This is a genomic window from Motilibacter rhizosphaerae (assembly GCF_004216915.1).
In the GTDB taxonomy this organism is placed as follows: Bacteria; Actinomycetota; Actinomycetes; order Motilibacterales; family Motilibacteraceae; genus Motilibacter; species Motilibacter rhizosphaerae.
Genome location: NZ_SGXD01000002.1, coordinates 468,925 through 494,629 on the forward strand (window position 1 = coordinate 468,925; position 25,705 = coordinate 494,629).

Sequence of the window (25,705 nt, forward strand, 5' to 3'; positions counted from 1 at the left end):
AGGAGGCCGGCAACCTAGTGGCGCGGTTCGGGCAGCAGGACCTGCTGGAGCTGCTCGAAGTCCTCCACGCAGCGGCCGGAGCCGAGGGCGACGGCGTCCAGCGGGCGGTCGGCGATGTGGATCGGCATGCCGGTCTCGTGGCGCAGCCGCTCGTCGAGCCCGTGGAGCAGGGCGCCGCCGCCGGCCAGCATGATCCCGCGGTCCATGATGTCGCCGGAGAGCTCCGGGGGACACTTGTCGAGCGTGGTCTTGACCGCGTCGACGATCGCGTTGACCGGCTCCTCGATGGCGCGGCGGATCTCCTCCGCGCTGACCACGATGGTCTTCGGCAGCCCGCTGACGAGGTCGCGGCCGCGGATCTCGGCGTTCGGCTCGTCGGGCGTCGGGAACGCCGAGCCGATCTGCATCTTGATCTCCTCGGAGGTGCGCTCGCCGAGCATCAGCGAGTACTCCTTCTTGACGTACTGGATGATCGCGTTGTCCAGCTCGTCGCCGCCCGTGCGGATGGACTGGCTCGTGACGATGCCGCCGAGGGAGATGACGGCGACCTCGGTCGTGCCGCCGCCGATGTCGACGATCATGTTGCCGGTCGGCTCGCTCACCGGGAGCCCGGCGCCGATCGCGGCGGCCATCGGCTCCTCGATGATGAAGACCTTGCGGGCGCCCGCGCCGTAGCCGGCCTCCTTGACCGCGCGCTGCTCGACGCCGGTGATGCCGCTGGGCACGCAGACGACGAGGCGGGGGTGCGAGAACCTGCTGCGGCGGTGCACCTTCTGGATGAAGTAGCGCAGCATCTTCTCGGTCACGTCGAAGTCGGCGATGACACCGTCCTTCAGCGGGCGGATCGCGACGATGCTGCCCGGCGTGCGGCCGATCATCTTCTTGGCCTCGGCGCCGACGGCGACGATGCCGCCGCTGCCGGTGTTGATCGCCACGACGCTGGGCTCGTTGAGGACGATCCCGCGACCGCGGACGTAGACCAGGGTGTTGGCCGTGCCGAGGTCGACGGCCATGTCACGGCCGATGAAGGAGAAGTGGTTCGCCATCGGTGTGGGCGGCCTTCCTGGAGAGTGCGGTCAGGGGCAGCCGAGCGGCTCAGCGGAGCGGGGCGCTGCTGTCCCGCCCCGCGAACGACCGGGTCACTCTATCGAGTTCCCGGCACTGCCCCGCGCGCGTCGCGGGGCGCTCAGGCGAGCCCGGGGTCCGGGCGGGGCGGCCCTGCCGGGTCGGGCGGGGCCGCCGGGCCGCGACCAGCGGCGCTCAGGCGAGCCCGGGGAAGTAGATGGCGATCTCACGGGCCGCGGACTCGGGCGAGTCGGAGCCGTGGACGATGTTGGCGATGACCTTGCGTCCCCAGTCGCGGGCGAGGTCGCCGCGGATGGAGCCCGGGGCGGCCACCGTCGGGTCGGTCGCACCGGCGATGGAGCGGAAGCCCTCGATCACGCGCTGGCCCTCGAACACCGCGGCCACCAGCGGACCCGAGGTGATGAACTCCAGCAGCGGCTCGAAGAACGGCTTGCCCTCGTGCTCGGCGTAGTGGCGCGCCGCCGTCTCGCGGTCCAGCTGCCGCAGCTCGAGCGCGACCAGGCGGTAGCCCTTCGCCTCGATGCGGCGCAGCACCTCGCCGGTGAGTCCCCGCTCGACGCCGTCGGGCTTGACGAGGACGAGGGTGCGTTCGGTCTGCTGGGGCGCGGTCGCGTCGGTCACGCGCCGACCCTACCGAGCGCGGGTCAGCGCGCGGGCGGCGGCGTCGCGGCCCGCGCCGCCTGGATCTTCGCGATGTTGCGCTCCATGTGCGCGGCCAGGACGAGGAACCCGAACCACATCGCCGCGAACATGAGGCCCACGAACCACATGATCGGCACGACCAGCCCGCTGAGCACCACGACGACCTGCAGCACCGAGCCCACGACGTAGGCCCAGGAGTAGCGCAGGAACCCGCAGAGCAGCAGGCAGGCGAGGCACAACCCCCCGCCGAGGAGGGTCAGCTGGCCCGTCGAGAGGTCGGAGAGGTCCTTGGCGACGAGGACCGCGAAGAACACGACCAGCGCCTCGAGGACGAGGACCACGGCAGCGAGACGGCGGCGCACGGGGACATCCTCCCACCGCGTACGCCGCGGGGCCCGTCGTCCTCCATGTCGTGGCCGGCCCGTGGTCCGCCACCGCCATCACCTCGTGATCATGCACGTCTCGGGGAGTGGGCGGGTGTGCTGGCTTGCGGGTGTGTCTGGCGTGCGGGTGTGTCTGGCGTGCGGGTGTGTCTGGCGTGCCAGCGTGCGGGCGACGCTCGCCAGGCAAGACCCCGTACCCCGCGGTCCTGCGTCTCCCTCCCCCGTGATCATGCAGATCTCGAGTGGACGTGCGGCAGAGGTGCCTGGCACGGTGCGGCACCGCCCGCACGAGTTCTCCAGCTCCTCGTGATCAAGCACTTCTTGGGCGCTACCAGCGGGGAGCGAGCAGTACTCCCCCTTGTCCAGCCGGTGCGCCCTTCCCAGCGTCATCCGCTCCTTGCGGGACAGAGTGGGCTCGATCCGATCCTCTGACATCGGCTCGCCCTTGCCCCTCGCGCACGGCAGCGATATCATTCGAACATGCGTTCGAATGAAGGTCCTGAGTGGGGCGACGGGTTGCCCGTCCGTCCGGTGCCCGGGGTCGTTGCGCTGCCTGGGCCGGGGCTGCCGTTCGCGCAGGCTTTGGAGCAGGTCGCCGCGGGGCCGATGCTGCTGTCGCTGGTGCAGCAGCTGAGTCGCGACGAGGGCCTGCTGCGGTCGTGGGCGCTGGCGGGGGAACCGGCCCCCGGTGCCGACGGGCCGAAGGAGGGCCGCCCGGAGGTCGTGGTCCTCGCCGACGCGCGGCTGGCGCTGGTGCAGGCCTGCGCCCGCGTGGAGGCTGTGGCGGCCGCGGTGAAGGCCGAGCTCGTCGCCTCGGCCTACTCGCAGATCAGCGCCGCCACTGCGGAGACAGTGCCGGGTGCGGCGCGCGGTGGCGGGGCGGAGGCGTCCGCGCAGGCGGAGATGGCGCTCGCGCTGCGGATGACCGAGCGCGGGACCGCCGCGATGGTGGACGGTGCGCTGCTGCTGACGACCCGCCATCCCGGTACGCGGTGGCTACTCACCGAGGGCCACCTCTCACCCGCACACGCCCGCGTCGTGGTCGACGAGGCGTCCGTCCTCGCCGACGAGGACATCCCGGCACTCGAGGCGGCGGTGCTGCGCCGCGCCCCGGAGCGGACGGTCAGCGAGCTGCGCCGCGACGTGCGCCGCGCGGTCGCCAAGCTCGACCCCCGCGGCGCTGCGGAACGGCACGCCGCCGCCGTCCAGCAGCGCGCCGTCCGCGTCACCCCACTGCCCGACGGGATGGCCGAGATCCGCGCCCTGCTCACCGCCGACGAAGCCCAGGTCGTGTCCAGCGCGCTCGACCGGATCGCCCGCGACCTGCCCGCTGGAGACAGTGGCTCGACCGGAAGCGCGGGCGGGTTCGCCCGCCGCGCCGGGTCCCGCGCGGACGCGCTCGTCGCGGTCTGCTCGGTCCTGCTCGACCCGACTGCCGACGGCGACTTCCTGCCCGCCCTGACCAGGACGAGCAGCCCGGTGGCGGTGCAGGTGCAGATCTCCGCCGCCACGCTCCTCGGCCTCGCCGAGGACCCCGCCCACCTCGTGGGCCACGGCCCGATCCCCGCCGACCTCGGCCGCCTGCTCGCCTCCGACGGGACCTGGCAGCTCGCCATCACCGACCCCGACGGCCGGCTCCTCGACCTCCACAAGCTGCGCTACCAACCCACCGCCGCCCAGCGGGCGCACGTGACAGCGCTGTGGCTGCACTGCGGACACCCGACGTGCTCGGTCCCGGCGAGCCGCTGCGACGTCGACCACACGGTGCCCTTCAACCACGACCACCCGGACGACCCTGGCGGCGGGCACACCACCTGCCGCAACCTCTGCCCCAGATGCCGGCTCCACCACAACCTCAAGACCTGGTGGGGGTGGACCACCACCCCGCTACCCGACGGGACCATCGCCCACCGCACACCCCTGGGTCGGGTCTACCAAGCACGACCAGACGCCCAACCCTGCGCCCCCTGACCCACGAGAGCAGCCCAGCCCCGCCGGCACCCGCCGGACGGGGCTACGGGCGCGACCACGGGCGCGACTTGAGGGGTCTCAGGCTCGGCCACGCCCGGCCAGGCGCGACAGCGCGCCGCCGACTGCCGCGCCGACGAACTGCCGCCCCGCCGAACTGCCGCCCCGACCGACCGTCAGCCCTCGTGACCCGAGGCGGCACCGCGTACGGCAGGGACAGCAGCGGCGGAGCGGGCCGCTGGCGGCCACGGCTCCTCCCCCAGCAGCCGGGCGCCGCCGTCCCGTACCAGCTCGACGCGCAGCACTCCCGCGTCGAGCCGCCAGCGCAGCCGGCCCTCTGAGGGCAGCTCCTGCTCACCGCTCCGCGGGGCGCTCGCGGCCGGGCTCCAGCGGCCCTTGCCGGCGCGCTTCGCGGCGTACATGCCGAGGTCGGCCTCGTGCATCAGCTGCGACGCGGTGGTGCCGTCGGGCGCGTCGCGCACGGCGAGCCCGATGCTGGCGCTGACACCGCGGACGGGTCCGGCGGAGGTGGCGTACGCGTCGGCGAGCCGCTGCACGAGCACCTCGACGAGCGGCAGCGCCTGCGCGGGGTCGGGGAGGACGACGGCGAACTCGTCACCGCCGAGGCGGCCGGCGACCCCCGGCTCCGGCACCGCGGCGGTGAGCCGGAGGGCGGCTTCGACGAGCACCTCGTCGCCGACGGCGTGGCCGAGGCTGTCGTTGACCTGCTTGAAGCCGTCGAGGTCGACGAGCAGGACGGCGGCACCCCCGGCCTCCAGCGCCGCCGCGAGCCGCTCCCCGAGCACGCCGCGGCCGGGCAGTCCGGTGAGCGCGTCGTGCGTCGCGGCGTGCGCGAGCAGGGCCTCGCGAGCCGCCAGCCGCGCGACGAGCTCGCGGTTCTCGCTGAGCGTGACGACCTGGCGGAGCAGGACGAGCGCGACGAGGCAAGACGTGGTCCCCACCTCGAAGCACGAGAGCCGCTCGCTCGCGGCGCGCACCACGGCGCTGACCGAGGCGGGAGCCGCCAGCGCGTACGGCGCGAGCCCGACGCGCAGCGACGAGGACCGGTGCTCCCGGCGCCGGGACGTGCCGCGGTACACGAGGGCGGAGGCGAGGACCAGCGTGGAGCACGCCGCGCGCAGCAGGTGCGGCACCGGCGACCCGCTCTCACCGCGGAGCACCTCCAGCGACTCCGCGCACGCGCCGGTGGCGTCGCAGAGCAGCGCGCCGACGAGCAGCAGCGGCATGGTCCGACGCCCGGGCGGGATCTCGCTCAGCGCGATGCAGGCGTAGAAGACGGCGAGGGTCGCCGCGCCGGCCGGCCAGAGGACCAGCGCGGGTGACGCGGAGGGGTGCCACGCCGGGTCGAGCACCAGGGTGCGCAGGAGGATCGCGACCCCGATGCCGCCGGTCAGCCCGTCGAGCAGCATGCGGAGGCGGGAGCGGACGTCCGAGGCGCGCGAGGTGAGCCACATCCCGCACGTGACGCCGAGCAGGAAGAGCAGCCTGCCGGGGACCTCGAGCGCGGGGACGCCGGCGCAGCAGGCCCAGGCGGCGCACGCCGCCGCTTGGCAGCGCCAGGCGCGGGCGCCGCGGGCCGAGGCGATCCGCGCCGCGCGCAGGCAGGCCAGGGCCGCGACGGCGGCCGCCGCCGCGTCCAGCGCTGCTGCGGGCATGCCCCCTCCGCTCCCCCTGCGGCCCGTACGACGCCCTCATCGGCCGAGCGCGCCCGGGCCTGAGCGGAGCCGCTCTAGCGGAGCACGACCTGCTGCTCCTCCGCGCCCGGCGAGACGGCGAACCCGCCGCGCTGCCCGGCAGCGGCGACCTCGTAGTCGCCGTACCACCCGCGCACCGCGACCCGCCCTCCGGCGTCCGTGCGCAGCGGGGTGGGCGGCAGCCACCACTCGCCCTTCACCAGCCCGTGCAGGGCGGCGTACGACGGCTTGGGCGTCCCGTCCGCGCGCACGAAGCCCACCGGCGCGCCGAGCCACGCGCCGGCGTCGGTGATGCCCCAGTACGTCACGGCCTCGACCGCGGGGTGGCCGAGCAGCGTGCGGTAGTGGCGCACCACCTCGTCGGCCTGGCGCGCCTCGCCCTCGGGCGTCGACGGCCACGACTCGACCTGCCAGTCGTTGAGGTCCTGAATCTCCGGCGGCATGAGGTCGCCGGAGAGCAGGGTGCTCTCGGTGAAGTGGATCGGCAGGCCGTACCGCGCGAAGCGGTCGAGGGTCTCGAGCGTGCGCTCCTCGCCCCAGTAGCCCTGGTGCATGTGGCTCTGCAGCCCGAGCGCGTCGATGCGGATGCCCGCCTCGAGCACGCCCTCGATGAGGCACTCGTACGCCGTGGACATGTCGAAGTCGTTGAGCAGCAGGGTCGCCGCGGGGTTCGCCGCGCGGGCCGTCTCGAAGGCCAGCCGGATCATCGGGATGCGCCCGATCGCGCGGCACAGCCGGGTGATGCCGTTGTCCTCCTTGTCGAACACCGGCATGATGACGACCTCGTTGATCGCGTCCCAGGTGTCGATGAGCCCGGCGAAGCCGCTCACCTCGCGGGTGATCCGCTCGCGCTGCACGGCGGCGACCTCGTCGGTGGACAGCTCGAGCAGCCACGGCGCGGTGACCGTGTGCCAGGCGAGCGGGTGGCCCTTGAGCTCGACGCCCCGGTCCCGGAACCACCGCGCCGCCGCGAGCAGCCGCGCCGTGTCGGGCCGGCCGCGCACGCGCTCGAAGTCGCCCCAGTAGAACGGCAGCGTGGCCGTGTTGAACAGCTCGAGCCACTGCTCGGCGAGCAGACCGGCCGCCTCCGCGGCCGCGCCGGCGAGCTCGCCGTCGGCCAGCGGGATGAGGTCGAACCCGATGCAGCCGAAGCGGAAGGCGTGCGCCGTCTGCCGGACGGTCACGTCCGCGTCCGCCACGGGTCGCCCCTCGCCGTCGACCACGGTGACGACGGTGCTGCCCGTACGGTGCTCCACCCCTAGCCCCGGCGGTGGCGCGTCGGCGCGGCCCGGTGCCGCGCTGGACAGTCTGCGAGCATGGGGTTTCTCCCTCACTGGTGCGTCGTCGGTCCAGCGGTTCAGCGACCGGGGTCGTGGTCGCTCGCGAACGTAGTTGCACGACTTTTCGCTGTCAATCGTTCTCGATAACGATTTCCGCCGCTACGATCAGCCGGTGCCCTCCCCCCGCGTGACCATCGGCGATGTCGCATCCCACGCCGGCGTCTCGGTCGCGACGGTGTCCAAGGTCATCAACGGCCGCTACGGCGTGGCGGCGGCGACCGCGGCCAAGGTCCAGGCCGTCATCGACGAGCTCGGCTACGAGTCGAGCCTGGTGGCGCGCAGCCTGCGCAGCCACAAGACCAACGTCATCGGCATCCTCGTCGCGGACCTCGAGCCGTTCAGCACCGAGCTGCTCAAGGGCGCCTCGCGGGCCATCCACGGCTCGGGCTACGAGCTCGTCGTCTACTCCGCCGGCGGCCTCGCGGTCGACAGCGTGGGCTGGGAGAAGCGCTACCTCTCGCGGCTCGGCGGCACCCTCATCGACGGCGCGGTGCTCGTCACCCCGACGGTCGTCGAGGCCGACGCCGCCATCCCGCTCGTCGCGGTGGACCCGCACCGCGGGCGGTCGGGCCTCCCCATGGTCGACTCGGACAACCGGCGCGGGGCGCGGCTCGCCACCGAGCACCTGCTGGGCCTGGGGCACCGGCGCATCGGCTTCCTCGCGGGCCGCCCCGACCTGGAGTCGGCCGAGCAGCGCGCGCTCGGCTACCGCCAGGCGCTGGAGGCGCACGGCATCCCGCTCGACCCCGACCTCGTGCAGATCGGGGCGTACGAGCAGGAGCTCTCCGCCGACGCCGCCCGCGCCCTGCTGACGCTGCCAGACCGGCCGACGGCGGTCTTCGCCGCGAACGACCGCTCGGCGATCGAGACCCTCGAGATGGCGCGGGTGCTCGGCATCGCGGTGCCGAGCGAGCTCTCGGTGGTCGGCTTCGACAACATCCCCGAGTCGGTCATGGCCGAGCCGCCGCTCACGACCGTCAACCAGCCCATCCAGGACATGGGACGCATGGCGGTCGAGCTGCTGCTCGAGCTGCTCGGCGGGGCGAGCCCGGCGCAGACGCACCTCACGCTGCCGACCGACCTCGTGCTGCGCTCGTCCACCGCGCCGCCGCGGCTGCCGAGGGCACGGCGCGGCACGAGCGGCCGGCGGACGACCAGCGCCTGAGCGCTCAGCTGCTCTCGCGCACGACCAGCACCCGCTCACTCATCGGCTCGTCCGCGACGTCCTCGCCCTCCGTCGCGCGGACCAGCATGCGCGCTGCGCGCCCGGCGTCCCCGACGACGTCGCGGCCGAGCGCGGAGACGCCCGGGCAGGTGAGCCGGCACATGAGCGAGTCGTCCCAGGCGACCACGGCGAGGTCGTCGGGGACGCGCAGCCCGTCGCGCAGGCACGCCGAGATCGCCGCGACCGCCATGACGTCGTTGTCGAAGAGCACCGCGGACGGCGGCTCGGGCAGGGCGAGCAGCTCGCGGACGGCGCGTACGCCGCCCTCGGGCGTGTAGTCCGCGCTGACGTCCGTGCCGGTCTGGCCCGTCAGCTGCTCGCTCGCCCGGCGAAAGGCGCTCGCCCGCGAGCGGGTGCTCGCCAGGCCGGCCGGTCCCCCCACGCGGGCGATGCGCCGGTGCCCGCGCTCCACGAGGTGGGTCAGCGCGGCGGTGGCGGGAGCGCGGTCGTCGACGCGCAGGGAGGGGATGCCGTCGACCTTCGCGTGCGAGCCGAACACCACGGCCGGGAGGCCGATCTCGCGCAGCACGGGCAGCCGCGGGTCGCGAGCACGCACGTCGATGACGACGACGCCGTCGACCCGGCGCTCGGCCCACCAGCGCCGGTGGACCTCGCTCTCCTCGCGCACGTCGCCCACGAGGGTGAGCGTCAGCCCGATCCCCAGCGGCGAGAGCGCCGACTCCAGCCCGGCGATGAGCGCCGCGAAGAACGGCTCCGCCTGCAGCAGCTCCGGCGGCCGGGCGACGACGAGGCCGACGGCCCTCGCCCGCGCCTCCGACAGCCCGCGGGCGGCGCTGCTCGGGTGCCAGCCCAGCCGCTTCGCCGCGTCGAGCACGGCGGCGCGGGTCTCGGCGGACACGCCGGGGCGGCCGTTGAGGGCGAACGAGACGCTCGCCTTGGAGATGCCCACCTCCCGCGCGATGTCGCGGATGGTGGGCCGCCGCCCGGCCTCGACCACGCGGGCTACCTGCGCCCGCTGGCGCCGAGCAGGGTACGGGCCTGCCCCACGGTGACGATCGAGCCGGTGACGAGCACCCCGGAGCCGCCGACCTCGGCGTCCTCCTCGGCGAGGCCGACGGCGACGTCGAGCGCGGTGTCGAGGGCGGGGACGACCTCGACCCGGTCGGGCCCGAACACCTCGACCGCCAGGGCGCCGAGCTCGTCGGGGTCCATCGCCCGCTCGGAGCGCGGCGCCGTCACGACGACCTCGGCCAGCACGGGCTCGAACGCCTCGAGGATGCCGCGGACGTCCTTGTCGGCCATCGCCCCGACGACGCCGACGAGCCGGGTGAAGTCGAACGAGTCACGCAGCGCCTCGGCCGTCGCGAGCGCCCCCGCCGGGTTGTGGGCGGCGTCGAGCAGCACCGTGGGCGAGCGGCGGACGACCTCGAGCCGGCCGGGCGAGGTCACCGCGGCGAACCCGGCGCGCACCGCCTCGACGTCGAGGAGCCCGTGCTCGCCGCCGCCGAAGAACGCCTCGACCGCGGCGAGCGCGGTGGCGGCGTTCTGCGCCTGGTGCGCGCCGTAAAGCGGCAGGAAGACGTCCTCGTAGTCGCCGCCGAGCCCGCGCAGGGAGACCAGCTGGCCGCCGACCGCCTGCGCCCGCGCGAGGACGCCGAACTCCAGGCCCTCGCGCACCACGGTCGCGCCCACCTCGGCGGCCCGGGCCTGGAGGACCTGGGCGACCTCGAGCTCCTGCAGCGCGAGGACCGCGGTGCCACCGGGCTTGATGATGCCCGCCTTTTCCGCGGCGATCTCGACCGTGGTCGCACCCAGGAACCTCGTGTGGTCGAGGGCGATCGGCGTCACGACGGAGACCGCACCGTCGGCGACGTTGGTCGCGTCCCACGCGCCGCCCATGCCGACCTCGATGACGGCGACGTCGACAGGGGCGTCGGCGAAGGCGGCGTACGCGAGCGCCACGAACACCTCGAAGAACGTCAGTCGCGGCCCGCCCCGGGCGTCGACGAGCTCGAGGTACGGCGCGACGTCGTCGTAGGTCGCGACGAAGCGCTCGGCGTCGATCGGCCGGCCCTCGATGCTGATCCGCTCGCGCGGGGTGTGCAGGTGCGGGCTGGTGAAGCGGCCGGACCGCATGCCGAAGGCCCGCAGCAGCTCGTCGACCATGCGGGTCGTCGTCGTCTTGCCGTTGGTGCCGGTCAGGTGGACGACGGGGTACGCGCGCTGCGGGTCGCCGAGCAGGTCGACGACCGCGCGGATCCGGTCGAGGCTCGGCACGAGGTCGTGCTCGGGCGCGCGGGCGAGGATCGCGGCCTCGACCTCGGTCAGGCGCTGCTGCAGCTCGGGGCTCTCGGGCATCCGCGTCAGCCGAGCCCGCCGAGCTGGGCGTCGATCCGGGCGATCTCCGCCTCGGCCGCCGCCAGCTGGCCCTGCACCTTGGCCACCACGGCGTCCGGGGCCTTCGCGAGGAACGCCTCGTTGCCGAGCTTGCCGGCGGCGCGCGAGCGCTCGACCTCGGCGGCGGCGCGGTCCTTCTCGAGCCGCTTGCGCTCGGCGGCGACGTCGATCGTGCCGGAGAGGTCGAGCTCGACGACGGTCTCGCCGAGGGTGAGCCGCGCGGTGGCGGTGAAGCCGTCGCCCGGGTCGACCAGGCGCACCAGCGAGCGCACCGCCTCCTCGTGCGGGGCGAGCGCCCCCAGCCCGGAGAACCGGGCCGGCACCCGCTGGCCGGGGTTGACGCGCTGCTCGCTGCGGAAGCGGCGCACCTCGGTCACGAGGCGCTGGAGCGCGGCGACCTCCTGCTCGGCAGCGGCGTCCGCGCGGTGCGCGTCGGCGACCGGCCAGGGCGCGACGACGAGCGACTCGCCGCCGGTGAGCGCGGTCCACAGGGTCTCGGTGACGAAGGGCACGACGGGGTGGAGGACCTTGAGCAGCACGTCGAGCACGTGGCCGAGCACGAGCCGGGTGGCCTCCGCCCCCTCGCCGGCGAGCTGGACCTTCGCGAGCTCGAGGTACCAGTCGCAGAACTCGTCCCACGCGAAGTGGTAGAGCGCCTCGGTGGCCTTGGCGAACTGGTAGTCCTCGTAGAACGCGTCGACCTCGGCCAGCGTCGTGTGCAGCCGGGAGAGGATCCACCGGTCCGCGACGCCGAGCTGCTCGGCCGGGGGCAGCTCGCCGACGTGCGCCCCGCTCTGCAGCGCGAGGCGGGTGGCGTTCCACAGCTTGTTGCAGAAGCGGCCCGAGCCCTGCACCCACTCCTCGCCGATCGGCACGTCGGTGCCGGGGTTGGCGCCGCGGGCCAGTGTGAACCGCAGCGCGTCCGAGCCGTAGCGGTCCATCCAGTCGAGCGGGTCGACGGTGTTGCCCTTGGACTTGGACATCTTGCGGCCGCGGTCGTCGCGCACGAGGCCCGTCAACGCGATGGTGCGGAACGGCACCTCGCCGTCCATGGCGTACAGGCCGAACATCATCATCCGGGCGACCCAGAAGAAGATGATGTCGTAGCCCGTGAGCAGCACGCTCGTCGGGTAGAAGGTCGCGAGGTCCTGGGTGCGCTCCGGCCACCCCAGGGTGGAGAACGGCCACAGGCCGGAGGAGAACCACGTGTCGAGCACGTCGGGGTCCTGCGTCCACCCCTCGCCCGGCGGCTCCTCGTCCGGCCCGACGCAGCGCACCTCGCCCGCCGGCCCGTACCAGACGGGGATGCGGTGGCCCCAGAGCAGCTGGCGGCTGATGCACCAGTCGTGCATGTCGTCGACCCAGTCGAAGTAGCGCTGGCTCATCGAGGCCGGGGAGATCGTCGTCCGCCCGTCGCGCACGGCGTCACCGGCGGCCTTCGCGAGCGGCTCGACGCGGACGAACCACTGCAGCGAGAGCCGCGGCTCCACGGTCGTGCCGCAGCGCGAGCAGTGCCCGACCGAGTGGACGTAGGGCCGCTTCTCCGCGACCACGCGCCCCTCCGCGCGCAGCGCCTCGACCACGGCGGTCCGGGCGGCGAAGCGGTCGAGCCCCTCGAACGGCCCGGGGACGGTGACGGCCGCGGCCTCGTCGAGCACGACCAGCGAGGGCAGCCCGTGGCGCTGGCCGATCTCGAAGTCGTTGGGGTCGTGCGCGGGCGTCACCTTGACCGCGCCGGTGCCGAACGCGGGGTCCACGTGCGGGTCGGCGACGACGGGGATCCGGCGCCCGGTCAGCGGGAGCTCGACCTCGGTGCCGACGAGGTGGGCGTAGCGCTCGTCGTCCGGGTGCACCGCGACGGCGGTGTCGCCGAGCATCGTCTCCGCGCGCGTCGTCGCGACGACGATCGTCGCGTCCCCGTCGCCGTAGCGGATCGAGACGAGCTCGCCGTCGTCGTCGCTGTGGTCGACCTCGATGTCGGAGAGCGCCGTGCGGTCCTGCGGGCACCAGTTGATGATCCGCTCGGCGCGGTAGACGAGCTCGTCGTCGTAGAGCCGCTTGAAGATCGTCTGGACGGCGCGGGAGAGCCCCTCGTCCATGGTGAAGCGCTCGCGGCTCCAGTCGACGCCGTCGCCGAGGCGGCGCATCTGGCCGAGGATGCGGCCGCCGTACTCCTCCTTCCACTCCCACACCCGCGCGACGAACTCCTCGCGGGTGTAGTCGTGCTTGGAGCGGCCCTCGGTCGCCAGCAGGTGGCGCTCGACGAGGGTCTGCGTCGCGATGCCGGCGTGGTCCATGCCCGGCAGCCACAGCGCCTCGTAGCCCTGCATCCGCTTGCGGCGGGTGAGCGCGTCCATGAGCGTGTGCTGGAACGCGTGGCCGAGGTGCAGCGAGCCCGTGACGTTGGGCGGCGGGATGACGATGGCGTACGGCGGCTTCCCGCTCGTCGCGTCCGCGGTGAACCAGCCCCGCTCGACCCAGCGCTCGTAGAGCGGGCCCTCGACCTCCGCCGGCGCGTACGCGGTCGGCAGGGAGGGGGTCACGGGGGTCGTCTCAGCGCTCACGCCGCCGAGTCTAGTGATCGGGCAGCGCGCCCCGGCTCACGCGACCGGCGAGAGGAAGTCCGCGACGTACGCGCTGATGAGCGCCGCCTCGTCGGCGCCGTGGCCGGCGAAGCGCAGCCCCACCTCGCCGTCCGCGCTCGCGCGCACGGCGAGCGCGCGCACCCGCAGCGTGCGGTCGAGCAGGGCGCACTCGAGCTCGACGGGCTCGTCACCGGCGAGGTGCACGCCGTCGGGCAGCAGGCAGCGCGCGCCGCCCTCGCTGATGTCGAGCAGGCGGACGGGGTGGCCCTGGCCGCGGACGACGAGGGTGCCGGGGTCGGCGACCGGGACGCGCGCGGACGAGCGCCGCTCCAGGCTCTCCCCCAGGGCGCCCATCGCACGGACGCGCTCCATGGCGTCGGCCAGCGAGCGGCGCAGGTCGTCGACCAGCCGGCCCTGCTCCCCGGCGACGCCGGACAGCGAGGTGTTGGCGGCGTCGACCGCCTTCACGCAGCCGCCGGTGGCGGCGACCGCGTCGGACAGCGCCTGGGCGTCGCGCTCGAGGGCGCTCACCGTGCTGGTGATCTCCTCGGTCGAGCTCGCCGTCGTCGCGGCCAGCTGCTTGACCTCGTCGGCGACGACCGCGAACCCGCGGCCCGCCGCACCCGCGCGCACGGCCTCGATGGTCGCGTTGAGCGCGAGCATCTTCGTCTGGTCCGCGACACCGGTGATGAGCCCGGCGATCGACCCGACCCGGTGCAGGCTCTCGCCGAGGGTGCGGATGAGCTCGTCGGCGTGCTCGGCCTGCGCCACCACCGCGCGGGCGACCTCGTCGACCTCGCGGACGCTGTCGTCGATCCCCGACGCGGCTTGCGTGACGTCGCCGACCTGGGCGACGACGCCCTCGAGCTCGGTGAGGACGACCGCGGAGGTCTCGTCGACCACCTGCTGGGCGCGGTCGCGGGCCTGCTGCTCGGCGAGCCGCTGGTCGCGGTAGTGCGTGCGCTGCTGGCGCTCGAGCTCGGTGGCGCTCGCGCGCAGCGCCCGCTGCTGCTCGACCAGCGTGCGCCGGGCCCCGTCGACCGAGCGCACGATGGAGGCGAGCTCGTCGCGACCGTGGGGAGCAGGCTGCTCGGACAGGTCGCCACCGGCGAGGGCGGCGGCCGCGCCCACGGCGGCCCGGGCGTCGCGCCCGGTCCGCCAGCGCACCGCGCCGGCGATCCAGACCGCGAGCAGCAGGCTCAGCGCCGTCAGGCCCAGGCGCAGGTCGCGGGCCGAGGACAGGTGCCGCTCGCGGGTGGCGAGCAGGGCGTCGAGCGGCGCGAGCCCTCCGGTCACGACCGCGTCGTCGGCGAGGACGCGGACCGCCTGCTGCAGCTGGGGTCCACTGGCCGCCGTCGTCGCGGTGGCGACCTGGGCGGCGGCCGCGCCGGCCGTGCGCAGGGGGGTCAGCCGCTCGGCGAGCCCGGCGGCCGAGGTGCTGCGGGCCGCGGTCGCCGCGTCGGACACGAGCGAACCGCCCGCTCCCGCGACGGTCCCGGCGAGCACGGCGCGGGCGGCGACCTGCGCGTCGGCGGCCCCGCTCGGGGGGACGGCCGCCGCGGCGGCGGCCGCGAGGGCGCGCGGCAGCTGCACGACCTCGGCGTCCATGACGTAGAACGAGTCGAGGTCCGGGTCGAGGATGAGCTTGGAGCCGTTGCCGGTCTCGGTGACGAGGGCGACGAGCGCGTCCGCGACGGCGGCACGACCCGCGGGGCTGCCGGCGTCCGCCGCGCCGAGGGCCGCGCTGACGGCGCGCAGCTCGTCGGCCAGGTGCAGCTCGGGGTGGGCGGCGACCTGGGCCTGGAGCGGTGCCAGGTCGACCCGGTCCCCGCGGACGTCGGCCGCCAGCGCGGTCAGCGCCGGGCGCAGGACTACGACGCCCGCGCGCTCCTGCGCGGCGAAGGAGAGCTGGCCGCCGACGGCCTGCGCGTACGAGCCGGCGGCGATGCCGCCCGGGACGAGCAGCACGGCGATGAGCACGGCGAGCGCGCCCCCCAGCCGCAGCCGGGAGGTCACGGCCAGCGCGGGGCGCAGTGCCCAGGGGGCGGCCGCCGCAGCGCCAGCGGCACCACCCGCAGCAGCAGCACTGCCTCGCGGCATCGTCGACCTCCGGGACCGGGGAGCGCACCGCAGCGCGGCGCTCCTCCCCCATCGACCGGGGCCCGCTCCCCTTGAGCCGGTCCTGGGGCTGGCCTGTCCTCGTGCCGGTCAGCCGACCGGCGCGGGTCAGGCGGACTTCTCGCGGCGCTCCCGCTTCGGGGCTTCGCGCGGCACGAGGGTCGGGTTGACGTTCTTCAGCACGACGTCGCGGTCGATGACGACCCGCGCCACGTCCTCGCGGGAGGGCACATCGTACATGACCGACATGAGGACCTCCTCCATGATCGCGCGGAGGCCGCGGGCGCCCGTGCCGCGCAGGAGGGCCTGGTCGGCGACCGCCTCGAGGGCGTCGTCGGTGAGCTCGAGCTCGACGCCGTCGAGCTCGAACAGCTTGAAGTACTGCTTGACGAGCGCGTTGCGCGGCTCGGTGAGGATCCGGACCAGGGCCTCGCGGTCGAGCGGGCTCACGCTGGTCAGCACCGGCAGGCGGCCGATGAACTCCGGGATCATGCCGAACTTCAGCAGGTCCTCGGGCATGACGTCGGCGAACGACGCGTCGGCGTCGAGCTGGTTGGTCGCGCGCAGCTGCGCGCCGAAGCCGAGCCCCTTCTTGCCCGCGCGGCCCTCGATGATCTTCTCGAGCCCGGCGAAGGCGCCACCGACGATGAACAGCACGTTGGTGGTGTCGATCTGGATGAACTCCTGGTGCGGGTGCTTGCGGCCGCCCTGCGGCGGCACCGACGCGGTCGTGCCCTCGAGGATCTTCAGCAGCGCCTGCTGCACCCCCTCGCCGGAGACGTCGCGCGTGATCGACGGGTTCTCGCTCTTGCGGGCGATCTTGTCGATCTCGTCGATGTAGATGATCCCGGTCTCGGCCTTCTTGACGTCGTAGTCGGCGGCCTGGATCAGCTTGAGCAGGATGTTCTCGACGTCCTCGCCGACGTAGCCGGCCTCCGTCAGCGCGGTCGCGTCCGCGATCGCGAACGGGACGTTGAGCATGCGGGCCAGGGTCTGCGCGAGCAGCGTCTTGCCGCAGCCGGTGGGGCCGAGCAGCAAGATGTTGGACTTCGCGAGCTCGACGGACTCGTCGCGCCCGTGCTTCGGGCCCTTCGCGTCGCCGGCCTGGACCCGCTTGTAGTGGTTGTAGACCGCGACCGACAGGGCCTTCTTGGCCACGTCCTGGCCGATGACGTACTGGTCGAGGTAGTCGAAGATCTCGCGCGGCTTGGGGAGCTCGTCGAAGGCGACCTCGGTCGTCTCGCTGAGCTCCTCCTCGATGATCTCGTTGCAGAGGTCGATGCACTCGTCGCAGATGTAGACGCCGGGGCCGGCGATCAGCTTCTTGACCTGCTTCTGGCTCTTCCCGCAGAAGGAGCACTTGAGCAGGTCGCCGCCATCGCCGATGCGTGCCACGCGGTGCCTCTCCTCTCGATGACGACTGCTGCCGGTGCGGTCTCGACGGTACCCCCTCGGGGCCCCCCGTGGTACGGGTCCGGCGCGGCGCGCGCCGGTCGATCTCCCATCGACCGGCGCGCTGCTGCGCTGAGGACGATCAGGACCGCTTGGAGAGGACCTGGTCGATGATGCCGTACTCGACGGCCTCGCCCGGGGTGAGGATCTTGTCGCGCTCGATGTCGCGGCGCACCTGCTCCAGCGGGACCTTGCCGTGCTTGGCCAGCGTCTCCTCGAGCCACTCGCGCATGCGCAGGATCTCGCGCGCCTGGATCTCGATGTCCGAGCCCTGGCCGCCGCCCTCGCTGTAGGGCTGGTGGATGAGGATGCGGCTGTTGGACAGCGCGAACCGCTTGCCCTCGGTGCCGGCGGCGAGCAGCACGGCCGCGGCGCTGGCGGCCTGGCCGAGGCAGAACGTCTGCACGTCGGGGCGGACGAACTGCATCGTGTCGTAGATCGCCGTCAGCGCGGTGAACGAGCCGCCGGGCGAGTTGATGTAGATGACGATGTCGCGGTCGGGGTCGGCCGACTCCAGCACGATCAGCTGGCTGATGACGTCGTTGGCGATCGTGTCGTCGATCGCCTGCCCGAGGAAGATGATGCGCTCCTCGAACAGCTTGGTGTAGGGGTCGAGCCGCTTCCAGCCGTAGGAGGTGCGCTCCTCGATCTGCGGGAGCACGTAGCGGGAGGACGGCTGGTGCAGGGCGCCACCGGCCTGCTGGCCGAGCAGCACGCCCTGCGGGAGGTGGAGGTCGCTCATCGCGGGATCCTTCGCGTCGCTGGGGTGGGGGGTCGCGCGGTCTCAGCCGGCCGGGGTGTCGTCCGTGCCGACCTGGCGCGCGTGCCGCACCACCTGGTCGATGAAGCCGTAGTCCTTGGCCTCGTCCGCCGTGAACCAGCGGTCGCGGTCGGAGTCGCGCTCGATCGTGTCCACCGTCTGGCCGGTGTGCCCGGCGATGAGCTCGGCCATCTTGCGCTTGGTGTAGAGCATCTGCTCGGCCTGGATCTTGATGTCGGAGGCCGTGCCGCCGAAGCCGCCGGACGGCTGGTGCATCATGATCCGCGCGTGCGGGGTGGCGTAGCGCTTGCCGGCAGTGCCGGCGGAGAGCAGGAACTGCCCCATGCTCGCCGCGAGGCCCATGGCCACGGTCGCGACGTCGTTCTCGATGTACTGCATGGTGTCGTAGATCGCCATGCCGGCCGAGACCGAGCCGCCGGGCGAGTTGATGTAGAGCCAGATGTCGCGGTGCGGGTCCTCGGCGGCCAGCAGCAGCATCTGCGCGCAGATGGCGTTGGAGTTCGCGTCCTCGACGACCGAGCCGAGGAAGATGATGCGCTCGCGGAGCAGGCGCTCGTAGACGCGGCTGTCGAGCCCGCCCTCGGCGGCGGACGAGCTGGCGGTCTGGGCGGCGTGCGTCGGCACGACGAGCCCTGACGGGGTGGTTGCGGTCACTGCTGCTCCCTCGGACGACGTGCAGTGGAGGTCGTGCGCCCGGCTCCCCCGCTGCGGGGGTCCCGGGACCTGGCTCTGACACTAACCGTGGGATCGGCTCCGCCAGTCCCCGGCACACCCGTGTTCGCCACTGGCATAGGTGGGGCCACCGGCGGGGCCGGCAGCACGACGCCCCCGCCGCCGGGGGTCCGGGGCGGGGGCGTCGGGGTGGTGCTGGGCGCTGCGGGGCGCGGCCGGCCTCAGGCGTGGTCGTGGCCCTCGTGGTCGCCGTGGTCGTGGCCCTCGTGGTCGCCGTGGTCGTGGCCCTCGTGGTCACCGTGGTCGTGGCCGGCGTGGTCGTCGAGGTCCTCGGGGTCGTAGTCCAGCGCGGTGCTGGCGAGCTGCGGGCGCAGCTCCTCCAGGTCGACGACGTTGCCGGACTCGTCCTTGATGGTGACGGCCTCCAGCAGGATGGCGAGCGCCTTGCCGCGCACGACCTCGGAGACGAGGACGGGGACCTGGCCGGCCTCCATCAGCTGCTGGGCGAACTGCTCGGGGGCCAGGCCGTACTGCTGCGAGCGGCGGACGAGGTGCTCGGTGAGCTCCTCCTGGCTGACCTGGACCTCCTCGCGGCGGGCCAGGGCGTCGAGGACGAACTGCGCCTTGACGGCCTCGGCGGCGCGCTTGGCGACCTCGGCGTCGAACTCCTCCTCGGTCTGCTCCTCCTCGGCGAGGTACGCGGCCTTGTCGAGGCCGGCGCGCTCGAGCTGGTGGTGCAGGTCGTGCTGGCGGGCGTCGACCTCGGCCTTGACGACGGCCTCGGGCAGCGGCAGCTCGATCTGCTCGAGCAGCGCCTCGAGGGCCTTGTCGCGGGCGGCGACGCCCTGCTCGACGCGGGCGCCGCGCTCGAGGCGGGTGCGCAGGTCGGCCTTGAGCTCGTCGAGGGTGTCGAACTCGCTCGCCAGCTGGGCGAAGTCGTCGTCGGCCTCGGGGAGCTCGCGCTCCTTGACGGACTGGACGGTGACGGTGACCTCGGCCTGCTCGCCGCGGCGGGGGCCGCCGGCGATGGAGGTGGTGAAGGTGCGCGACTCGCCGGCGGACAGGCCGGTCACGGCCTCGTCGAGGCCCTCGAGCAGGCCGCCGGTGCCGACCTCGTACGACTGGCCGGTGAGCGAGCCGCCCTCGATGGTCTCGCCCTCGACCTGCGCCTCGAGGTCGATCGAGACGAAGTCGCCCTCGGCGGCGGGGCGCTCGACGCCGTTGAGGGTGCCGAAGCGCTGGCGCAGCTGGGTCAGCTGCTCCTCGACGGCCTCGTCCTCGACGACGACGTCGTCGACCGTGACCGTGATGGAGGACAGGTCGGGGAGCTCGACCTCGGGGCGGACGTCGACCTCGGCGGTGAAGACCAGCGGCTCGCCGTCGGCGAACGCGGTCACCTCGACCTCCGGCTGCCCCAGCGCCGCGACCTCGGTCTCCTCGACGGCCCGGCCGTAGAACTGCGGGAGGGCCTCGTTGACGGCCTCCTCGAGGACCGCCGCGCGACCCACGCGCTGGTCGATGATCCGCGCCGGCACCTTGCCGCGGCGGAAGCCGGGGATGCTGACCTGGCCCGCGATGCGCTTGTACGCCGCGTCCAGGCTCGGCGTGAGCTCCTGGAAGTCGACCTCGACGGTGAGCTTGACCCTCGTGGGGTTGAGGGTCTCGACGTCGGTCTTCACGCTGGGTGCTCTCCTCGGGACTGCTGGGCGTCTGCTGGGCGTGCGGTGGTACGGCGGGTGGTGCGGCGCGCGTGGGCGTGCCGTGCTCCGGGCAGGGTGGCACCCTGCTCAGTCGGGGCGGGGAGATTCGAACTCCCGATCTCCTGCCCCCAAAGCAGGCGCGCTAGCCACTACGCTACGCCCCGCGGCGCGCGCAGCAGTCTAGACTGCGACCGCGCTGCCGGACTCCGGACCGCGTCGCGGGTGTAGCTCAATGGTAGAGCCCCAGCCTTCCAAGCTGGTCATGCGGGTTCGATTCCCGTCACCCGCTCTTGCCCGCTGCCGACCTGCCCGTCGCCCACCTCGACCTCGACGCGTTCTTCGCCGCGGTCGAGGAGCGGCAGAAGCCCAGCCTGCGGGGCACGCCCGTGGTGGTCGCCGGTCTCGGGCCGCGCGGCGTCATCACGACCGCGAACTACCCCGCCCGCGCGTACGGCGTCCGGTCGGCGATGCCCACCTGGCAGGGCCGCGCGCTCGCCCCGCTCGCGGCGTGGCTCAGCCCGCGCTTCGAGGCGTACGCCGAGCACTCCCGCGCCGCGCTGGCCCCGGTGCTCGCGGCGTTCGCGCGGGTCGAGCAGGTCGCCTTCGACGAGGTCTACGTCGACCTCACCAGCGCGTACGAGGGCGACTGGACGGGCGACCCGCGGGCCGCGGTCGAGCGGCTGCGCGGCATGGTCTCCGCCGCCGTCGGGCTCAGCGCCTCGGTCGGGGTCGCCCGGCACAAGCTCGGCGCGAAGCTCGCGAGCGAGGCGGCGAAGCCCGGCGGCACCCGCGTGCTCGACGCGGCCGCCGAGGAGGAGCTGCTGCTGGGGCTGCCCGTGACGGCGCTGCCCGGCATCGGCCCGGTCGGTGCCCAGCGGCTCTCCGGCGGCGGCATCCGCACACTGCCCGAGCTGCGCGCCGCCGGCCTCCCCACGGTCACCGGCCTGCTCGGCTCCGCCGTCGGGCGGGCGATGTGGGAGCTGGCCCACGGGCGCGACGAGCGGCCCGTGGAGGCCGAGCGGGTGCGCAAGTCGGTGGGCTCCGAGCGCACGTTCGCGGTGGACCTGCACGGGCTCGTCGCCTGCCGCGAGGGCCTGGACCCGCTGTTCGCCGAGGCGCACGAGCGGCTGCTGGCCTCGGGCGAGACCGCGCGGACGGTGACGGTGAAGCTGCGCTACGCGGACTTCGCCGTCCAGACGCGCTCGGTGTCCCTGCCGTCGCCGAGCGACGACGAGCAGGTGCTGCTCGAGGCCGCCCGCCGGGCGCTGCTCGCGTCGTCGGCCGGCGCGCCCGGCGCGCTCGGCGTCCGCCTGCTCGGCGTCGCCTTCAGCGGGCTCGACTCCGTGGCGCAGCTCGTCCTCGGCGCGGAGGAGCGCCCCCGCCCCGCGCTCACCCCGCTCGCCGTCGTCGAGGAGGAGGGCGAGGAGGCGCCGGCGCCGGAGGGTGCAGCGGTGACGGAGCACTCTCCCGCGGGCGCCGACGTCGTCCACCCCGAGCACGGCCGCGGGTGGCTCGTCGGCGCCGGGCACGGGGTTGCGAGCGTGCGCTTCGAGACGACGCTGAGCCCGCCGGCGCGTACCCGGTCGGTGCGGCTCGACGGCACGCTGCGCCACGCGCCTCCCGAGCCCGTGGTGCCCGGGCCCCTGCCCTAGGGGATGCGGCTATGCCGGGAGCGCGGCCTCGACCGCCTTGCGCAGGTCCGGGTCCTCGGGCTCGGTCTGCGGGCGGAACCGGGCGACGACGGAGCCGTCGGGGGCGACGAGGAACTTCTCGAAGTTCCACTGCACGTCGCCGGCCTTGCCGTCGGCGTCCGCGGTCTGGACCAGCTCGGCGTAGAGCGGGTGCCGCCCGGGGCCGTTGACCTCGATCTTCTCGAACAGCGGGAAGCTCACGCCGTACGTCGCGGAGCAGAACTCCGCGATCTCCTCCGCGGAGCCCGGCTCCTGGCCCTTGAACTGGTTGCAGGGGAAGCCGACGACCTGCAGCCCGCGGTCGCCGAGCTCGCGCTGCATCGCCTCGAGACCGGCGTACTGCGGCGTGAGGCCGCACTTGCTGGCGACGTTGACGACGAGCAGCGCCTTGCCGGCGTACGCGCCGAGGGTCGCGTCGCTCCCGTCGAGCCGGTGCAGCGGGACGTCGTGGATGCTCACGCGAGGACTCCTCCGGTCGGGTCGCCCGACTGGCAGGTCGGGCACCAGTACAGGTTGCGGGACAGCAGTTCGCGGGTCTGGACCGGGGTGCCGCAGATGCGGCAGGGCAGCCCGGTGCGCCGGTAGACGTAGTGCGCGTCCGCCAGCGTCGCGCGCCCGCGGCGCGACCGGTGCTCCGGCCGCGTCGTGACGATGCGGCCGGCCCGTACGCCCGCGCGGAGCAGCGCGCGCAGGTCGAGCCAGAGCACGTCGAACGCCGTACGGGACAGCAGCTTCCCGGGCATGGCGGGGTCGATGCCGGAGCGGAAGAGCACCTCCGCGCGGTAGACGTTGCCGATCCCGGCGACGACGGTCTGGTCCATGAGCAGGCCGCCGATCGAGGACCCGCTGCGGGACAGGGCGCGCCACATGCGCTCCGGGTCGGCGTCCGTGCGCAGGGGGTCGGGTCCCAGCCGGGCGAGCAGGGCCGTGCGCGCGGCAGGGTCGACGACCTCGCACGCCGTCGGTCCGCGGAGGTCCGCCCACGCCTCGTCGTTGCGCAGCCGGAGCCGCAGGGCTCCCTTGACCTCAGGGGGTTCTCCGCGCCCGGCGGCCCACTTGCCGTAGAGCCCGAGGTGCACGTGCAGGAGCCGGCCGTCGCCGAAGTCGCCGAGCAGGTGCTTGCCCACGGCCTCGGTGCGCTCGAGCACACGGCCGTCGAGGAGCGCCGCCCCGTCGGCGAAGCGCCCCTGCGGGCTGGAGGCGGAGACCTCGGTGCCGGCGAACAGGTCGGCGAGCAGCGCCGCACTGCGGTGCACGGTGTGCCCCTCGGGCATGCCCCTCCTCTATGCTCGCGCCCCGACAGGAGAGGGGGGCGCATGCCCGCAGGCCGGATTGTCACCCCGGACGGGGTCGTCGAGGGGCACCTCACCTTCGCAGACGGCCGCATCGCCGGCATCCGGAGCGCCCCGGTCGACGCGGACGCCCCGTGGCTGGTGCCGGGCTTCGTCGACCTCCACGTGCACGGCGGGGGCGGGGCGTCGTACGCCTCGGACGACCCGGACGAGGTGCGCGCGGCCGCCGCCTGGCACCTGCAGGGCGGCACGACGACCACGCTCGCGAGCCTGGTCACCGCGCCGCAGGAGGTGCTGGTGCAGCAGGTCGCGACCGTGGCGTCGGTCGTCGAGGCCGGCAGCACGGTCGTCGGCAGCCACCTCGAGGGCCCGTTCCTCGACCCGGGCCACAAGGGGGCGCACGACCCGCGGCTCCTGCTGGCCCCGGACGCGGACCTCGCCGAGCGGATCGTCGCCGCGGGCCGCGGGACCGTCCGCATGATGACGCTCGCACCGGAGCTGCCGGGCGGACTCGAGCTCGTCGCCGCGCTCGCCGCCGCCGGCGTGCTGCCGGCCGTCGGGCACACCGACGCGACGGCAGACGTCGTCCGCTCGGCCGCGGCCGCCGGGGCGCGCGTCGGCACCCACCTGTTCAACGGGATGCGCGGGCTCCACCACCGGGAGCCGGGTACGCCGGGCGGCCTGCTCGACTCCCCGGACGTGGTCTGCGAGCTCATCTGCGACGGCGTCCACCTCGACGGCGCCGTCGTCCGGCTCGCCTTCGCGTCCGCGCGCGGCGGCGTGGTGCTCGTGACCGACGCGATCTCCGCGGCCGGTGCTCCTGACGGCCGCTACCGGCTGGGGTCCCTGGACGTGGACGTCGTCGACGGGGTCGCACGCCTCGTCGAGGGCGGCTCGATCGCGGGGAGCACGTTGACGACGGGAGAGGCGTTCCGCCGTGCAGTGCGCGACTTCTCCGTCGCGCTGGAGGACGTCGTCCAGGCCGCGTCCACCCGTCCGGCCCGCGTCCTCGGGCTGACCGACCGGGGTGCGGTCGAGGTCGGGCTGCGCGCTGATGTCGTGGAGCTGTCGCCAGATCTCGCTGTGCAGCAGGTGTTCCTCGCGGGGGTCCCTGTCCGGTAGCGCCTGTCCGGTAGCGCCTGTCCGCTAATGCAGGGTCTTCGCGGCGACGAAGAACCCCGTCAGGCAGAGGACCATGAGCGGCGTCCAGGAGTCGACCACGTCGAGGACCACGCGCAGCACCCTGCTCCCGGTCCGGTGGTACGCCGCGGTGACGGACTTCGGGCGGGCCGCTCCGAGCAGGCCCGAGACGAACAGCAGGGGGAAGACGTCGTCGAGGCTCCCGTCCCGGGAGCCGAGCGGTGCTCGGAGGACGGTCAGGCCCCACACGACGACGAGCGCCCCGGCCGCGGCGTTCGTGAGGGCCAGCGCGAGCGTGACCCGGTTGACCGGCTGCGGCGGGACGGGGGGCTGGTGACGCGTCCGGCGGCGGCGGTGGTCGGTCACCCGCTCACTCGCCCGGCAGCGGCGGCAGCCCCTCCCCCGCCTCGTACGCGGCCAGCAGTCCCAGCCGGCGCGCGTGCCGCCCGCCCTCGAACGCCGTCTCGAGGAACACCTTGACCAGGTCGCACGCCCGCTCCGGCGGCGTGAAGCGCCCGCCCATGGCGATGACGTTGGCGTCGTTGTGCCGGCGGCCGAGCGCCGCGGTCTCCTGGTCGTAGGCCAGGACCGCGCGCACCCCCGTGACCTTGTTGGCGGCGATCTGCTCGCCGTTCCCGGAGCCGCCCAGCACGATGCCGAGCGACCCCGGGTCGGCGACGACGCCCTCGGCGGCGCGCAGGACGAACGGGGGGTAGTCGTCCTCGGGGTCGTAGGAGGCCGGACCGTGGTCGACGGCCTCGTGGCCCTGCTCCTGGAGCCAGGCGACGAGCGCCTGCTTCAGCTCGAACCCTGCGTGGTCGCTACCGAGGTGGACGCGCATGAGCGCATCCAACCACTCCTCAGTCGAAGATCGGGTCGCGGGTCCGGGTGCGCTTGAGCTCGAAGAAGCCGTCGGTGCCGGCGACGAGCAGGACGCCGTCCCACAGCTTGCCGGCGTCCTCGCCCTTGGGGGCCGGGGAGACGACGGGGCCGAAGAACGCGACGCCGCCGACGCTGATGACGGGCGTGCCGACGTCCATGCCGACCTGGTCCATGCCGGCGTGGTGGCTCTTCTTGAGCGCCTCGTCGTAGTCCGTGCTGGTCGCGGCATCGAGCAGCGACGCCGGGAGCCCGACCTCCTCGAGCGCCTCGGCGATGACCGAGGGCAGGTCGTCGGTGCCGCGCTTCTCGTTGTGGATGCGCCGCCCGAGCGCCTCGTACAGCGGGAGCACGACCTCCTGGCCGTGCTGCTCCTCGGCAGCGGTCACGACGCGGACGGGGCCCCACCACTTGGGCAGCTGGTCCTTGTAGAAGTCCGGCAGGCCCTCGCGCCCGTCGTTGAGGTACGCGAGCGACATGACGTGGAAGGTCACGTCCACGTCGCGCACCTGCTCGACCTGCCGCACCCACCGGGAGGACATCCAGGCCCACGGGCAGATGGGGTCGAACCAGAAGTCGGCACTCGTGCGCTCGGTCATGCGTCTCCCTCTCGTCGTCGTGATCGTCGTACGGGCGGTCCCGTCCTGGAGCGGCAGCACGGCGGCCGCCGGGTTTCTT

General features: G+C 74.1%; 21 protein-coding genes, 2 tRNA genes and 1 pseudogene. 5 read left to right on the forward strand and 19 right to left on the reverse strand.

The window, feature by feature from the left end; all coding sequences use genetic code 11:
- Nucleotides 1–14 precede the first annotated feature (14 nt).
- The 3 genes from EV189_RS07715 to EV189_RS07725 form a co-directional block, all read right to left on the reverse strand.
- A complete protein-coding gene (locus EV189_RS07715) occupies nt 15–1,046 on the reverse strand; it encodes a rod shape-determining protein (protein ID WP_130492344.1) in 1,032 nt (343 codons plus the stop codon).
- 214 nt (nt 1,047–1,260) lie between these two features.
- Nucleotides 1,261–1,707 (reverse strand): nucleoside-diphosphate kinase, encoded by a 447-nt coding sequence (ndk, locus tag EV189_RS07720; RefSeq protein ID WP_130492345.1) that lies wholly within the window; start codon nt 1,705–1,707, stop codon nt 1,261–1,263.
- Nucleotides 1,708–1,730: 23 nt separating this feature from the next.
- Nucleotides 1,731–2,090, reverse strand: a complete 360-nt coding sequence (locus EV189_RS07725) for a DUF4233 domain-containing protein (RefSeq protein WP_130492346.1) — start codon at nt 2,088–2,090, stop codon at nt 1,731–1,733.
- 501 nt (nt 2,091–2,591) lie between these two features.
- Here EV189_RS07725 and EV189_RS07730 point away from each other — a divergent pair.
- Nucleotides 2,592–4,082, forward strand: a complete 1,491-nt coding sequence (locus tag EV189_RS07730; RefSeq protein ID WP_130492347.1) for an HNH endonuclease signature motif containing protein — start codon at nt 2,592–2,594, stop codon at nt 4,080–4,082.
- Between the two features lie 173 nt (nt 4,083–4,255).
- Here EV189_RS07730 and EV189_RS07735 read toward each other — a convergent pair whose 3' ends face one another.
- Both EV189_RS07735 and EV189_RS07740 read right to left on the reverse strand, forming a co-directional pair.
- The gene (locus EV189_RS07735) at nt 4,256–5,755 is read right to left on the reverse strand and encodes a GGDEF domain-containing protein (RefSeq protein ID WP_130492348.1); all 1,500 of its coding nucleotides are present in this window, start codon (nt 5,753–5,755) and stop codon (nt 4,256–4,258) included.
- Nucleotides 5,756–5,829: 74 nt separating this feature from the next.
- The gene (locus EV189_RS07740; RefSeq protein ID WP_130492349.1) at nt 5,830–7,050 is read right to left on the reverse strand and encodes an endo-1,4-beta-xylanase; all 1,221 of its coding nucleotides are present in this window, start codon (nt 7,048–7,050) and stop codon (nt 5,830–5,832) included.
- A 211-nt stretch (nt 7,051–7,261) separates the two neighbouring features.
- Between EV189_RS07740 and EV189_RS07745 the strand changes: the two genes are divergently transcribed.
- Nucleotides 7,262–8,299 (forward strand): LacI family DNA-binding transcriptional regulator, encoded by a 1,038-nt coding sequence (locus EV189_RS07745; protein WP_130492937.1) that lies wholly within the window; start codon nt 7,262–7,264, stop codon nt 8,297–8,299.
- 4 nt (nt 8,300–8,303) lie between these two features.
- Here the strand turns inward: EV189_RS07745 and EV189_RS07750 are convergent, their stop codons facing one another.
- From EV189_RS07750 to EV189_RS07790, 9 genes and pseudogenes are all read right to left on the reverse strand, one after another.
- Entirely contained in the window at nt 8,304–9,317 is a 1,014-nt protein-coding gene (locus EV189_RS07750; RefSeq protein WP_130492350.1) for a LacI family DNA-binding transcriptional regulator, read from the reverse strand.
- A 5-nt stretch (nt 9,318–9,322) separates the two neighbouring features.
- Nucleotides 9,323–10,729, reverse strand: a pseudogene (locus tag EV189_RS07755) (bifunctional folylpolyglutamate synthase/dihydrofolate synthase); the annotation flags it as partial.
- The gene (locus EV189_RS07760; RefSeq protein ID WP_130492352.1) at nt 10,684–13,281 is read right to left on the reverse strand and encodes a valine--tRNA ligase; all 2,598 of its coding nucleotides are present in this window, start codon (nt 13,279–13,281) and stop codon (nt 10,684–10,686) included. The pseudogene EV189_RS07755 and the gene EV189_RS07760, both read right to left, overlap by 46 nt.
- A 36-nt stretch (nt 13,282–13,317) precedes the next feature.
- Nucleotides 13,318–15,402, reverse strand: a complete 2,085-nt coding sequence (locus tag EV189_RS07765) for a methyl-accepting chemotaxis protein (protein ID WP_130492353.1) — start codon at nt 15,400–15,402, stop codon at nt 13,318–13,320.
- Between the two features lie 126 nt (nt 15,403–15,528).
- Nucleotides 15,529–16,815 (reverse strand): ATP-dependent Clp protease ATP-binding subunit ClpX, encoded by a 1,287-nt coding sequence (clpX, locus tag EV189_RS07770; RefSeq protein ID WP_130492354.1) that lies wholly within the window; start codon nt 16,813–16,815, stop codon nt 15,529–15,531.
- Nucleotides 16,816–16,954: 139 nt separating this feature from the next.
- Entirely contained in the window at nt 16,955–17,614 is a 660-nt protein-coding gene (locus EV189_RS07775; protein ID WP_130492355.1) for an ATP-dependent Clp protease proteolytic subunit, read from the reverse strand.
- Between the two features lie 42 nt (nt 17,615–17,656).
- Nucleotides 17,657–18,277, reverse strand: coding sequence for an ATP-dependent Clp protease proteolytic subunit (locus EV189_RS07780; RefSeq protein ID WP_130492938.1), 621 nt, complete (start codon nt 18,275–18,277; stop codon nt 17,657–17,659).
- A 269-nt stretch (nt 18,278–18,546) separates the two neighbouring features.
- Nucleotides 18,547–20,004: a trigger factor gene (tig, locus tag EV189_RS07785; RefSeq protein WP_130492356.1), complete on the reverse strand. Its 1,458-nt coding sequence runs from the start codon at nt 20,002–20,004 to the stop codon at nt 18,547–18,549.
- 112 nt (nt 20,005–20,116) lie between these two features.
- Nucleotides 20,117–20,189, reverse strand: a tRNA-Pro gene (locus EV189_RS07790).
- A 54-nt stretch (nt 20,190–20,243) separates the two neighbouring features.
- Between EV189_RS07790 and EV189_RS07795 the strand changes: the two genes are divergently transcribed.
- A tRNA-Gly gene (locus tag EV189_RS07795) sits at nt 20,244–20,314 on the forward strand.
- 1 nt (nt 20,315) lies between these two features.
- A complete protein-coding gene (locus EV189_RS07800) occupies nt 20,316–21,677 on the forward strand; it encodes a DNA polymerase IV (RefSeq protein ID WP_130492357.1) in 1,362 nt (453 codons plus the stop codon).
- A gap of 9 nt (nt 21,678–21,686) precedes the next feature.
- Here EV189_RS07800 and EV189_RS07805 read toward each other — a convergent pair whose 3' ends face one another.
- The gene (locus tag EV189_RS07805; protein WP_130492358.1) at nt 21,687–22,175 is read right to left on the reverse strand and encodes a glutathione peroxidase; all 489 of its coding nucleotides are present in this window, start codon (nt 22,173–22,175) and stop codon (nt 21,687–21,689) included.
- Complete coding sequence (locus tag EV189_RS07810; RefSeq protein ID WP_130492359.1) at nt 22,172–22,990, reverse strand: Fpg/Nei family DNA glycosylase; 819 nt, start codon at nt 22,988–22,990, stop codon at nt 22,172–22,174. The genes EV189_RS07805 and EV189_RS07810 overlap by 4 nt, the downstream gene beginning before the upstream one ends.
- Nucleotides 22,991–23,032: 42 nt before the next feature.
- Here EV189_RS07810 and nagA point away from each other — a divergent pair, with 42 nt between their 5' ends.
- Nucleotides 23,033–24,130: an N-acetylglucosamine-6-phosphate deacetylase gene (nagA, locus tag EV189_RS07815; RefSeq protein ID WP_130492360.1), complete on the forward strand. Its 1,098-nt coding sequence runs from the start codon at nt 23,033–23,035 to the stop codon at nt 24,128–24,130.
- 24 nt (nt 24,131–24,154) lie between these two features.
- Here the strand turns inward: nagA and EV189_RS07820 are convergent, their stop codons facing one another.
- Genes EV189_RS07820 through EV189_RS07830 form a run of 3 tightly spaced genes read right to left on the reverse strand, consistent with a single transcriptional unit; the run spans nt 24,155 to nt 25,626 of the window.
- Nucleotides 24,155–24,514, reverse strand: coding sequence for a hypothetical protein (locus EV189_RS07820; protein ID WP_130492361.1), 360 nt, complete (start codon nt 24,512–24,514; stop codon nt 24,155–24,157).
- A 4-nt stretch (nt 24,515–24,518) separates the two neighbouring features.
- Nucleotides 24,519–24,989: a ribose-5-phosphate isomerase gene (locus EV189_RS07825; protein WP_130492362.1), complete on the reverse strand. Its 471-nt coding sequence runs from the start codon at nt 24,987–24,989 to the stop codon at nt 24,519–24,521.
- Between the two features lie 19 nt (nt 24,990–25,008).
- Nucleotides 25,009–25,626, reverse strand: coding sequence for a mycothiol-dependent nitroreductase Rv2466c family protein (locus EV189_RS07830; RefSeq protein WP_130492363.1), 618 nt, complete (start codon nt 25,624–25,626; stop codon nt 25,009–25,011).
- Nucleotides 25,627–25,705 lie beyond the last annotated feature (79 nt).